The 12,026-nt window shown below is 68.1% G+C and carries 13 protein-coding genes and 1 tRNA gene; 6 read left to right on the forward strand and 8 right to left on the reverse strand.

Annotated elements, in window-relative coordinates:
- Window positions 1-928: family 4 glycosyl hydrolase (locus BN13_RS07665; RefSeq protein ID WP_053079754.1), on the reverse strand; the 928-nt coding region annotated here is incomplete at its 3' end.
- 88 nt (window positions 929-1,016) lie between these two features.
- On the opposite strand from BN13_RS07665, the gene BN13_RS07670 reads away from it, so the two are divergent.
- On the forward strand, window positions 1,017-2,129 hold the full coding sequence (locus BN13_RS07670) for a PfkB family carbohydrate kinase (RefSeq protein ID WP_048545763.1): 1,113 nt from the start codon (window positions 1,017-1,019) through the stop codon (window positions 2,127-2,129).
- Between the two features lie 66 nt (window positions 2,130-2,195).
- Window positions 2,196-2,492 carry a PIN domain-containing protein gene (locus BN13_RS07675; protein ID WP_048545765.1) on the forward strand — a complete coding sequence of 99 codons (297 nt, stop codon included), beginning with the start codon at window positions 2,196-2,198 and terminating at the stop codon, window positions 2,490-2,492.
- Between the two features lie 36 nt (window positions 2,493-2,528).
- Here the strand turns inward: BN13_RS07675 and BN13_RS07680 are convergent, their stop codons facing one another.
- The 7 genes from BN13_RS07680 to BN13_RS19565 form a co-directional block, all read right to left on the reverse strand.
- Window positions 2,529-3,380 (reverse strand): carbohydrate ABC transporter permease, encoded by an 852-nt coding sequence (locus BN13_RS07680; protein WP_048545767.1) that lies wholly within the window; start codon window positions 3,378-3,380, stop codon window positions 2,529-2,531.
- Between the two features lie 3 nt (window positions 3,381-3,383).
- On the reverse strand, window positions 3,384-4,355 hold the full coding sequence (locus tag BN13_RS07685) for a carbohydrate ABC transporter permease (RefSeq protein ID WP_084733630.1): 972 nt from the start codon (window positions 4,353-4,355) through the stop codon (window positions 3,384-3,386).
- A 6-nt stretch (window positions 4,356-4,361) separates the two neighbouring features.
- Window positions 4,362-5,684 (reverse strand): ABC transporter substrate-binding protein, encoded by a 1,323-nt coding sequence (locus BN13_RS07690; protein WP_048545769.1) that lies wholly within the window; start codon window positions 5,682-5,684, stop codon window positions 4,362-4,364.
- A 388-nt stretch (window positions 5,685-6,072) separates the two neighbouring features.
- A complete protein-coding gene (locus tag BN13_RS07695; RefSeq protein WP_235433973.1) occupies window positions 6,073-6,465 on the reverse strand; it encodes a PadR family transcriptional regulator in 393 nt (130 codons plus the stop codon).
- Between the two features lie 47 nt (window positions 6,466-6,512).
- Window positions 6,513-7,481: a zinc-binding dehydrogenase gene (locus tag BN13_RS07700; RefSeq protein WP_048545772.1), complete on the reverse strand. Its 969-nt coding sequence runs from the start codon at window positions 7,479-7,481 to the stop codon at window positions 6,513-6,515.
- A 20-nt stretch (window positions 7,482-7,501) separates the two neighbouring features.
- Complete coding sequence (locus BN13_RS19200; protein WP_053079755.1) at window positions 7,502-8,614, reverse strand: CapA family protein; 1,113 nt, start codon at window positions 8,612-8,614, stop codon at window positions 7,502-7,504.
- Complete coding sequence (locus BN13_RS19565) at window positions 8,611-9,072, reverse strand: DUF2231 domain-containing protein (RefSeq protein ID WP_048545774.1); 462 nt, start codon at window positions 9,070-9,072, stop codon at window positions 8,611-8,613. Before BN13_RS19565 ends, BN13_RS19200 begins: the two co-directional genes overlap by 4 nt.
- Window positions 9,073-9,140: 68 nt before the next feature.
- On the opposite strand from BN13_RS19565, the gene BN13_RS07715 reads away from it, so the two are divergent.
- The 4 genes from BN13_RS07715 to BN13_RS07730 all read left to right on the forward strand — a co-directional run bounded on the left by BN13_RS07715 (window position 9,141) and on the right by BN13_RS07730 (window position 11,966).
- Window positions 9,141-10,157: a chorismate-binding protein gene (locus tag BN13_RS07715; protein ID WP_048545776.1), complete on the forward strand. Its 1,017-nt coding sequence runs from the start codon at window positions 9,141-9,143 to the stop codon at window positions 10,155-10,157.
- Window positions 10,154-10,999 carry an aminotransferase class IV gene (locus tag BN13_RS07720; protein WP_201329064.1) on the forward strand — a complete coding sequence of 282 codons (846 nt, stop codon included), beginning with the start codon at window positions 10,154-10,156 and terminating at the stop codon, window positions 10,997-10,999. Before BN13_RS07715 ends, BN13_RS07720 begins: the two co-directional genes overlap by 4 nt.
- Window positions 10,996-11,502, forward strand: coding sequence for a PGPGW domain-containing protein (locus tag BN13_RS07725; RefSeq protein WP_235433974.1), 507 nt, complete (start codon window positions 10,996-10,998; stop codon window positions 11,500-11,502). Before BN13_RS07720 ends, BN13_RS07725 begins: the two co-directional genes overlap by 4 nt.
- Window positions 11,503-11,892: 390 nt before the next feature.
- Window positions 11,893-11,966: transfer RNA gene (locus BN13_RS07730), tRNA-Val, on the forward strand.
- The last annotated feature ends 60 nt before the right edge of the window (window positions 11,967-12,026 follow it).

Here is a 12,026-nt window from a genome sequence, read left to right on the forward strand (position 1 = left end):
CCCCCCGGGCGGCCGCCATATAGGTCGCATTTCGTTCGGCTAGAACGCTTTCCCACTGCGTCAAGCTCGTCTCCGGCGCCGCCGTGATGCGATTGAAGAAGCCTTGCTGCTGGCTGGCCAGGAACTCGCCCCGGGTGCGATGGCCGGCGCCACGCTGCTCGGCGCGCGCCTCCCGGTGCAAGTAGTAGTAGTGGAGGTATTCGTTAGGCACGGCTCCCAGTGAGCGCAGCCAGTCGACGCCGAAGATCTCGCCCTCCTCGGTCCCCGCGACGGCCGCATCGTCGGCGAGGAACCGGGGCACCAGGTCACCGTCCCGGTCGTGCAGGCCGTGCAACCACCCCAGATGGTTCAGCCCCGAATAGTCGATACGACAGTCCTCGACACGCCGCCCCAGCGAACGCGCCACCCGCCGGGCGAGGCCCAACGGGGAGTCGCAGATACCAATGACCCGATCGCCGAGCTCTGTGGACATCGCCTCCGTCACCATCCCCGCCGGGTTGGTGAAATTGACGACCCAGGCGGCCGGCGCGACCTCGCGCACGGTGCGCGCCAACGCCATGATGACGGGGATTGTGCGCAGCCCGAACGCGATCCCGCCGGCGCCTACCGTCTCTTGTCCGAGAACGCCATTCGCGATCGCGACACGCTCGTCCGTCACCCGTCCGGCGAGTCCGCCGACCCGGATCGCCGAGAAGACGTATGCCGCTCCCGCCAGCGCCGCCCGCGCATCCGTCGTCGTCGTGACCGGTAACGGGCGCCCGCCGAGACTCGCCGCCGACTGGGCCACGACGTTGGCGATGGCGGCGAGGCGCACGGGGTCCGCGTCATACAGGGTGACCTCGGTGATGGGGGAGTCGGCCTCCCGCAGGAGTGCGCGGACGACCAGTGGCACCCGGAACCCGCCGCCGCCGAGGATCGCCAACTTCATACTCACCATCATGGCCGAGTCGGCCTCGCCTCCCGGGGCGGCTGGCCCGGACACGAGAGACTAGCGACGGCCCACGAGGAGGTATGCCGTGCCCAACGTCCGCTTCGACCCGCTCGCCGCCCTCCGGACCCCCGGTGGCCCCGAGGTCGACCTGTTCGTGCACGGCACGGTCTTCCTCGACATCATCTTCACCGGGCTGGCCCGGACCCCGCAGCCGGGGACGGAGGAGTGGGCCGACGGGATGGCGTCCTGCCCGGGCGGCATCGCCAATCTCGCGATCGCTGCCCGCCGGCTGGGGTTGCGGACCGCCCTGGCCGCGGCCTTTTCCGATGACGACTATGGCGACTTCTGTTGGCGCACACTGGAAGACGGCGAGCACATCGACCTGAGCCACTCGCGTCGCTTCGTTGATTGGCATAGTCCGGTGACGGTGTCGATGTCCGTGGACCGTGACCGCACCATGGTCACGCACGGCCATCCGGCGCCCGTTGCCTCGACCGAATTGATCGGTGAACCACCTCGATCTGCTGCCGTGATGATCGACCTCGCCGAGCACGAGGAGGGTGCCGCCCCGGCGTGGGTCACGCGGTCGCACGAACAAGGAGCACTGGTCTTCGCTGACGTCGGGTGGGATGCGACGGAGACATGGGACCGGTCCGTCTTGAGCCGGTTGTCCACCGCGCACGCCTTCTTCCCCAATGCCGTGGAGGCCATGGCCTATACGCGCACTCGCACCGCGCAGGAGGCTCTCTATGCCATTGCCGACCGCGTGCCGCTCGCGGTCGTGACCAATGGCGCCGACGGTGCGCTCGCGATCGACGCCACAACGGGGGAGGAGGCGATGGTGCCGGCGCTACGCGTGGATGCCCTGGATCCAACGGGAGCCGGCGATGTCTTCGGTGCCGCACTGGTTCTTGGCACCCTCGCTCGCTGGCCCCTCGCGGACCGCCTGGGCTTCGCGGGCCTGTGCTCCGCCCTGGCGATCCAGCAGTTTGGTGGTTCTCTCGCCGCGCCCGGGTGGGGCGATATCGCGGACTGGTGGCGGGTGGCGCGCACGAAGGTGAGCAGCACGGCATACGAGGCCTCGATTGCGCGCCGGTATGGCTTCCTGGACGCAATCATGCCGACCCTTCCTGAGTCGGCCTGCCGCCGCGCCACCGCCACCATCGCCCGCCGCGCCGACGTCGAGGGCCTCGCTTGACTCAACCCGTGGTGTGCGGGAGAGGGCTCCACCGAGCCACATGACGACGGTCGCATCGCGTGAGCTGTGACGCTCGCTGAACTGGAGGCAAGTGTCCTAGCCGCGAGCAGCGTGGCAATTCGACAGCACCGGCTACACACTCTTGCGGCCGCTGCGGAGTTGCTTCCCCTGCCGATCGACGGTGCGGTCGCTGCCGAGTGGGCACGCCTCCGGGTCGAGATCGCCGGAGCCAAGCGCCGAGTCAACGTCAACGATTTATGGATTGCCGCGACCGCGCGGGCGAATCGCTTGCCGGTCGTCACGCAAGATGACGACTTCGACGTTCTCTCAAGTCTGGGGCTCGTCACCGTCATCAAGGTGTGACAGGTGCAACGCGCTGGAGCGGAGAACTTCGTGGGGCTAGTCGCCGCCCATGCCGGTGCGCTCGACGCCTTCGACGATCCAGCGCTGCAGGAACAGGAACATCAGCAGTAGGGGCGCGATGGCGACCAGGGCGGCGGCGAAGAGTTGGCTGAGGTTGACCGACTGTGCGGTCAAGAACGTCGACAGCGCGATCTGCACGGTCCACGTCGTCTGGTCGCGGCCGATCACGAGGGGCCAGAGGAACGCGTTCCACGAGCCGATGAAGGTGATGGTCCCGATCGCTGCGGCGAACCCGAAGGAGTTCGGCACGACAACGCGCCAGAACGTCCCCCAATAGCCGAGGCCGTCGAGGAAGGCGGCCTCCTCGATTTCCTTCGGGAAGCCCAGGAAGAACTGCCGGAATAAGAAGGTCGCGAGGGCCTGGAACAGGCCCGGGATGATTAGGCCGCGCAGGGTGGATATCCAGCCCAGCGACGAGACGAGGACGAAGCTCGGCACGAAGGTCACGGCCGCCGGGATGAGGAGGGTTGCGGTGATCAGGTAGAAGACCGCATTCGACCAGCGGTAGGGGATGCGGGCCAGGCCGTAGCCTGCCAGCCCGCTGATCACGAGGACACCCGCCGTCTGGAAGACCGAGATCGCGATCGAGTTCAGCAGGCTGCGTGTCATCGGCAGCGCGGGGTCGTTGAAGATCGCCGAGAAGTTGCTCCACTCCCACGTCGGTGGCAGCCAGTGCCACTTCGGCGAGCCGAGATCGTTCTCGGACATCAGCGCATTGCGCAGCAACAAGTAGAACGGGAGCAAGAACAGCAGCGCCGCCAGGATGAGCGCCGAATAGCGAGCCGTTGCCCCGACCTTGGCTCCGCGCGAGTTGTCGACGATCGCCACGATCTAGTCCTCCCCTCGGAAGCTGAAGAAGCGGTTGAAGACGACGGCCGCCAGGGCGATGACCAGGGTCAGGATGACCGCGCCAGCACTGCCGTGGCCGAAGTCTTGGCCCTGCCCGAGGGCGACGTAATACAGATAGACCAGGGGCGGACGGGCATACGGGGGATAGGTCCCGAACGAGGCGAGGATGTTGTAGAACTCATCGAACGCCTGGAAGGCATTGATCAGTAACAACAGCAGGACCGCCGCTGAGGTGGGCCGCAACTGTGGCAGCGTGATGTAGCGGAAGGCCTGCCACCCGCTCGCCCCGTCGATGGCGGCCGCCTCATACAAGGTCGTCGAAATCCGTTGCAGCGCCGCCAGAAACAGGATCATGTAGAATCCGACCTGCAGCCACAGGCGGGCGCTGACGATCACTAGCCAGTACCACGGCGGTTTGGTCAGCGAGAGCCACGGAATCGAGTCCGCCCCGAAGACGCCGAGCATCGCATTGGCCGCGCCCGAACGCACTCCCGCGAAGATCGACATCTTCCAGATGAGGGCGGCCACGACATACGAGCAGGCCGTCGGCAAGAAGAAGACCGAGCGGAAGAAGGCCTGCATGACCCGGGTGCGCGCGACCAGGATTGCCGTCAGCAGCGATAGCGCGAAGGTCGTTGGGACGATGAACAACGCAAAGACGATGAAGGTGCCCAGGCTGGAGCGGAAAGACTCGTCCTTCAGCATGTCGAGGTAGTTGCCGGCGCCGACGAACTTCGTCGGCGTCACGGTGTTGTAGGACTCGAAGAAGCTGAGGTAGATGCTCCAGATGATCGGGATGTAGATGAAGATGATCAGCCCGAGGACGAAGGGGCCGACGAAGACCCAGAACCACAGGTTCTGATTCTGTCGGCCGCGCAGCCGAGCCCCCAGCGACGGCCGCGCGGTGGCGGCCGTCGCTGGGGACGGATCGACTGGAAGGCTGGAGGTCGTCACCGGCGACTAGCCCAGGACGCGCTTGACCTCGGCGTCGGCGATCGCCTTGACCTTGGCGATCTCGGCCTTGGCGTCGGCGCCGTCCTTGACGACCTTCGTCATCATGTCGCCAAAAGCGGTGCTGCACTTGGGAGTCCACAAGATCGTGCTCTGCGCGTGGCCGAACTCCTGAGCGGCCGCTGCCGCATCCTTGGCCGCACCCGACTGCAGGGTCTTGGCCTGCGGCACCAGCGAAGCGCGCGCCGGGATGTGGAAGCCATATGCCGTGGCGAAGTCCAGTTGCTTATCGGTCTGGTCGACCCACAGCCACTTGACGAACTCCTTGGCGGCATCGACACTCGCCGACTTCGCCGAGACGCAGGAGCCATAGGCGCCAACGACGACCGACTTCTTGCCGCCCGGCATGGCTGGCCACGGCACGCAGCCATAGTCGTCGCCGAGCGCCTTGGTCAGGTCGGGGAAGGTCCACAGGCCGGTGAACTGCATGGCGGTCAGGCCCTGGGCGAGGGCGGACCCGTCATACCAGTCCTTGGGCGCGCCGAGCAGGAGGTACTTGCTCTGGAACATCTCGCGCAATTTGCCTAGGGCCGCAACGACATTGTCGTTGTCGAAGCCGAAGGACCCATCCTCGTTGAGGTAGTCCGCGCCGGCCGAGAAGAGCATCGGGCCACCCATGAGACCGACGCCGCCGTCGTTGCCGAGGAAGAGGCCCTTGGTGTCGCCGCTGTTGAGCTTCTCGGCGGCAGCCATCAACTCATCGATGGTCTCCGGCGGCTTGACGCCGGCCTTCTCCAGCAAGGACTTGCGGTAGACGAGAATCTGCATGTCGACGACCTGCGGGACCGCCCACAACTTGCCGTCATAGGTCATCCGCTTGACCATGGCCGGGTTGAAGTCTGCTTCGGCGTCGCCGAGCAGCCCGGTCAGGTCGACGACCTGGCCACCCTTGATCATGTCGATGGTCGGGCCATTGCCGTACTCAAAGACGTCCGGGCCATTGGCGGTCAGCAGGGACGCGGCCGTGGTCTGGTCGTAGTCGCCCGGTTTCCAGGTGACCTTGACGTCAGCGGCGGTGTAGGCCTTTGCGTAGCCCTCGACCGCCTGCTGCGTGCCGGCCTCGCCGTACTGGTGATACCACTGCTGCAGAACGGGTTTCGCACCCCCGGAGGCCGAGCCGGATGCGGAGGCGCTGGCGCCGGAACTCGTCGTGGAGGTCGCTCGGCCGGTGTTCCCGCCGCACGCCGCCAGGGCACCGCTCGCCGCGACCGCGCCACTGAGGGCGAGCAGGTTGCGCCGGTTCAGCGTCGCCCGAGCAGTCTTGTCCGACATAGTTCCTCCGATCTTGTGATGCCGACCTTCGCCATCACAAGGTCACGCTAGTGCGGCGCTGACCCAGGACCGGGGATCTTCGCGTCACGGGAGGGTCTCAGGTCATTCCGCCCATGCCGCCGCCGACATTGCCCACCCAGAGCGCGTTCTCCGGCGCGGGGGAGGACCCGCGCCGATCCTCGCCGCAGTTGTGGCAGCGCAGGTAGCGATGACCGTCTTCGGTGTAGGCCTCCGACCAGCGGTGGCCGAGGTGAAGGCGGCACCGGATGCTCGGATATAGCGGTGGAGTGCTGGTCAGGATGGGGTGGTCGGGTGCGAGCGTCGCGGCGGCGAGGGAGAGCGAGGGTCACCAGCTCGACGGCACGACGACTGAGGAAACTCGGCTGACTCATGACGAGACTTCTATCGGGTTGGGATTGGCGGAATCGAGAATGGCGGGACTCAGGATGGTGGCCAGGCCGCTCGATCGAGCGACGTGGCTGCGTTCCGTGACCGGCGCGGGCCAGACCTTGGCCAGCGCGGCACGCGCGCCGCTCACGCCCGCATCGGTCATCGCGTAATAGCGGCGGGCGCGGCGCCCCGCGTCGGACTCATCGATCTGCTCCCAGCGGGAACTCACCCAGCCGGCGTCTTCAAGACGGGCCAGGATCGGATGGACCGTCCCGCTCGCGAGACCGGCCTGTCGGGCAATGTCATAGCCGTGGTGCTCCTTGCCCTGATCGGCCAGCAGCACGGCCAATACCCGTTGGGTTGGGATCGTCATCCGGAATGGCGTGCTCATGCTTTAGTCTACCTAGGGCTAGGTAGAATACAAGTGTTATGACGGCATCAGTTTCGGAAGACGATCTTGCCGCTCACGTCCCCACGCACCATCCGCTCGAACCCGGTCCGCGCCTCGGCCAAGGGGATCACCGAGTCGATTCGGGGTTGGATACCCCGCTCGGCGACAAACCGGGCCAAGCGCGCAAGTTCCTCCCTGGTTCCCATTGTCGAGCCGATGACCCGCAGCTGCTTGAAGAAGATCTTGGTGAGCTCGGCCTTCGCCGGGGCATCCCCGGACGTCGCCCCCGAGATGACGATCGTCCCGCCAGGGCGCAGTGCGTTGACCGAGTGCGACCAGGTGGCCGCGCCGACGGTTTCGAGGACGGCGTCCACACGCTCGGGCAGTCGCGCGCCGCTCTCGAAGACCTCGCGGGCCCCGAGGTCGAGCGCGAGCTCCCGTTTGGCGGCGTCCCGCGAGGTGGCGAACACCCGCAGGCCAGCCGCCGCCCCCAGCTGGATAGCGGCCGTAGCGACGCCCCCACCCGCCCCCTGGACCAGGATCGTGTCACCGGGACTCACCGCGGCATTCGTGAACAGCATCCGGTATGCCGTGAGCCAGGCCGTCGGCAGGCACGCCGCCTGCTCCCAGGACAAGCCCGCGGGCTTGGGGACGAGGTTGCCGGCAGGAATCCGGACCCGTTCGGCGAGCGTCCCCGGATAGATCTCGGAGAGCAGCGATCGGCGCGGGTCCATGGTGACGTCGGCGCCCCAGCCGGGGGAGGAGACGACGGGATAGACCAGTACCTCGTTGCCGTCGGCGTCGTGACCGGCCGCATCACACCCGAGGATCATCGGGAGCCGGTCGGCCGGGAGGCCCACACCGCGCAACGACCACACGTCGTGGTGGTTCAGGGCGGCGGCGACGACATCAATGGTCACCCAGCCGGCGGGTACCTCGGGCTCGGCGAGGTCACCGACATACAGGCCCGATAGGGGATCGGTTGTGGACTGGGTGACGGCGGCGACGGCGAGCATGTCGCCACAGTAGCGGGCGGCTATCCGGGGGCGTCCGGTGCCGCGGTCAACCCCGTGCAGGCGCGGGCTTCCTCCCACAGCCCCGTCAGGCGCGTCGCATCTGCTGGCGCCGGTTCTGCGGGTATGCCGTTCCGGCCGATCAGCAGCGGCCTCCACGACGCGCTGGTCACCACGGGCCCCGTCCTCGCCTGGGCCGGTTGGCTCGCCTTGGTGCGGTCGACGGTCAGGGTGAGAATCCCGGTGCGCGAGTCCGGCTCGGCCGAGCGCCACCAGACGAAGTTGCCGAGTCCGTAGTCGACATAGGCGCGGCCCAGCCACCCCGCGCCGTTGACCCGATGACTATGCGCCCCGACGATGACGTCGGCTCCTGCGGCCTCGAGATCGCGGGCAGTGGCGACGGAGCGCTCGTCCGGGCAAGTCTGGTAGTCAAAACCCCAGTGAAGATAGACCACCACGACATCGGCCGTGGCCCGTGCGGCCGTGACCGCGGCGACGAGGCGAGTGGTCGGCATACTGCTGGCGACGCCCGCCTTGGCCGGACCCGCCGAGAACAGCGGCAAGGTCGTCTCGTCAGCCACTTGGTCGGCCCCGAAGACGGAAATCTTGAGCCCCTTGACGTTCATAAGCCGCGGACTGAAGGCGTCCGTTTCGTCCCTGCCGATCCCGACGATCGGGACCGGGCTGGCGGCCCGCGCGGCGAGTGTGTCGGCCAGCCCCACCTCGCCGTAGTCGGCCGCGTGATTATTGGCCTGGGTCAGGATCGTCAATCCGGCATTGGCCAAGGTCGTCAGCGCGGACACGGGCGCTCGGAAGAAGAAGGCCTTGGCCATCGGGGAGCCGCCATCCGTGATCGCGGTCTCGAGGTTCGCCATCCGCAGATCCGCATTGCCCCACAAGGGTTTCAGCGGGGCCAGGCCATTGGGATCGGTGGCCAGGGGAGCGAGATAGTCCGCGAAATGGATGTCTCCGCCGAAGGCCAGGGTGATCGATCCCGCAGGTTCCGGGGAGGCGTTGGTTGAGCCGGTTGCGGCCGACCGGGCGGCGCCCGTCGACGACGGCTCGGACGAACCGCAGGCCGCCACGGTAAGCACGGCGGTCGCCAGGATCGCGCTGCTCCAGCGCCGAGATGTCACGACCCCGACGTCGAGTCGATGACGGAGGTCCAGACGGCCTTGGCGCCACTGTGGCCGGCGAGGGCAACCGCTCCGGTCGCAAAGACGGCGGCGGCGATCGAGAGGATCAACGCCACGCCGACGCGGGCCGTGGCCGCCTCGACCCGGGCGACGAGGAAGACCACCACCAGGGTGACGGCGGCCAGGATCAGCAACGCGGTGCGCGCCAGCTCGCCGCGTTCCTCGTGCTCGAAACCCGGCTCGCCGACCCGGGCCGCGAGCGCCTCGCCCGCCTCGGTGGCGACGACGGCGGCACAGCCGGCCACGAGAGCACAGGCGACCGTGGGCCAGCGCAAGCCGGCCCGCCAGCGGGGGACGGCGGCATACGCCACGAGGAGGAGTGCCGCCAATGGGCCGAGGACGACCACCGCGTGCACGACGAGGGGGTGCAGCGGCAGCCCGAGGACGGTGTCGAACATGGAGCCACGCTAGGGCGTCCCGGGCCCATTTCCTTGGTGGACGCGCGGCGGCCAGTAGGGTCGGCCCCGTGAGTTGGGCGCGGTTCGGTGGGCGAACGGCATACGACCTGGTCGAGGTCTCCCACGACATCGACGAGCTGACCACGGGCTTTTGGGCCGTCGTCATCGACTTCGAGGGGAGCCTGACCGCGCTGCGCTTCGCCCGGCATGGGCGACGGACCGTGGCCCGGCCGCAGGACTATGCCCCCTGGATGCCCTTGACGGGGGCCTGGTCGACCACCCTGGAGCGCGGGGCCTATGTCGACGGCGTCGACGCGGTGCGCGCGGCCATCGGCCGGGGGGAGGTCTACCAGGTCAACCTCTGTCGCATCCTGAGTCACGACCTGCCGGACGACGCCTACCTCCCCGCACTCGCGCAGCTGTTGACGCGCGGGAACCCGGCCCCGTATGCCGCGGTGATCCACGCGCCGACCGAAGGCGTCGACATCGTGTGCGCGTCGCCGGAGCGCTACCTGCGCAGGGCCGGGAATCGCCTGACCTCGAGTCCGATCAAAGGGACGGCCGTCAGTGCGGCGGAGATGCTCCCCAAGGACTATGCCGAGAATGTGATGATCGCCGACCTGGTGCGCAACGACCTTCAGCGCGTATGCCGCCCGGGCACCGTCGTCGTCGACCGCCTGTGCGGCGTCGAGGACCACCCGGGGTTGGTGCATCTGGTCACCGATGTCTCCGGCGAACTCCTCCCGGAGGTGTCGTGGCGCCACATCCTCGACGCCTCCTTCCCGCCCGGGTCGGTCTCGGGAGCGCCCAAGTCCGCAGCGCTGCGGATCATCGGCGAGTTGGAGCCGGTCGCCCGGGGTCCCTATTGCGGTGCCATAGGCTGGATCGACGCAGAACGCGACGAAGCGGAACTCGCGGTGGGGATTCGGACGTTTTGGGCCGAGGGAGGCCTAAGTGACCGGACGCTCCACTTCGGTGCCGGTGCCGGCATCACCTGGGGCTCCGACCCGTCGGCCGAGTGGGAGGAAACGCAGTTGAAAGCCGCGCGCCTGATTGGTCTCGCGTCCGGGACGGTGCGACCGTGACGGGCGTGCGTGTCTGGGTCGACGGCACGCTTCGCGGCGACGCCGAGCCGGCGTTGGGGGCACTGGATCACGGGGTCACCGTGGGCGACGGCGCCTTCGAGACGTGCAAGATCGTCGGCGGGCAGGTGTTCGCCGCCGCGCGCCACCGTCAGCGACTGCGCCGCACGACAGCCGGGCTGGGCCTGCCCGAACTCGACGAGGATGCCCTGGACAACGGCATCGCGGCCGTCCTGGCGGCAGGGGAGCCGATCGTGTTCGGCCGCCTGCGCTACACGGTCACCGGTGGCATCGGGCCGCTCGGCTCGGACCGAGGCAGCGGCCCGCTCACCTATATCGTCACCGCCGCCGAGGTGCCCCGCCCCGAGCCGACGGCCCACCTCTCCGTCACCCCGTGGACCCGCAACGAACGCTCCGCCGTCGCCGGCCTGAAGACCACGTCGTATGCCGAGAATGTCGTCGCGCTCGCGTATGCCCGGGAGCGGGGGGCCGGCGAGGCGGTCTTCGCCAATACTCGGGGTGAGCTCAGCGAGTGCACCGGGAGCAATATCTTCGTCGTCGTCGGCGACCAGATCCACACCCCGCCCCTGTCCTCCGGTTGCCTCGCCGGGATCACCCGGGAACTGACCATCGAGTGGTGCCGGGAGGCGGGGATCGCGGTGGTGGAGGAGGCGCTCCCCCTGAGCGTGCTCCATACGGCCCAGGAGGTGTTCATCACCTCAAGCACGCGCGACGTGCAGCCGGTTCGGCAGGTCGATGGGCGCGTCGTGGCTGCGCCGGGACCGCTGACGGCCCGCGCCGCGGAGGTGTTCGCAACCCGAGCGGCGCATGGAATGGACCCGTGACGGAGTCGGAGTTCCGCGATGCGCGGGAGGTTTCTCCGGATCACGCGGCGCTCGACCGCAATGCGATCGCGCGGACCGACCGCGGGATCCTGCTGGACAAGGACGACGACGACTGGGCCTGGCGACGCAAGATCCGGTCCCACCCCCCGACCGCCCGCCTCTATCGGGCGCTGGTCTTCGTCGTCGGGCTGGTGCTCGTGCTGGGTGGGCTGGCGCTCGTGCCGCTGCCCGGACCGGGCTGGCTCATCGTGATCGCCGGAATCGCCATCTGGGCCAGCGAGTTCGAAAAGGCCCAGGCGCTGCAGGACTTCGTGCGCGACAAGTTGCGCGCCTGGAATGGCTGGATGCGCGCGCAGCCTCTGTGGGTCCAGGCCTTGGGAGCGCTGGCCACCGCGGCCTTCGTCGCGGTGGTCATCTGGCTCGCGTTGCGACTGACGGGCGTCCCGGGCTTCCTGCCCGATGGTATCGAGCGCTTCCTGCGCCTCGTACTGGCCCTCGACTGAGGCAACTGCCGCTGATCAGCGTCGGCGAGGGCCGTCAGCAGGGGTTCATCGACGGCCAGCTGGCCGTATCGGACACCGTGTGGGTTCCCGTGGCATCCGTGTAGGTGTAGCTGCTCGTTCGCAGTCATAGCAGAACTTCCTTCGTACTCCCCACTACCCCCCGACGAGGAAGCCATAGCACAGTGTGCGGTCTAGATCGTTTCAGGAGAAGAGGGCGATCTGCTGCGGACGCAATAGCCTCGCGCGGACGCAATAGCTTTTGCGTCCGCGGCTGGTTATTGCGTCCGCTGGGGCCGACCGCCACGTACGCCACCCAGGGCGCGTTCAGCCGGCCGGATTGGGCCTGCCCGCGACCTGGGGTATTGTTGCCCAGCCGCCACGGCGGCGCCCGGATGTGTAGCTCAGTTGGTTAGAGCGTTCGCTTCACACGCGAGAGGTCAGGGGTTCGAGTCCCTTCACATCCACCCACTTGCTCCGCGGCGTGGGCGCCTGCGTTGGGGCCCACCTTCACATCCACCCACTTG

This window comes from Nostocoides jenkinsii Ben 74 (assembly GCF_001046875.1).
GTDB lineage: Bacteria > Actinomycetota > Actinomycetes > Actinomycetales > Dermatophilaceae > Nostocoides_A > Nostocoides_A jenkinsii.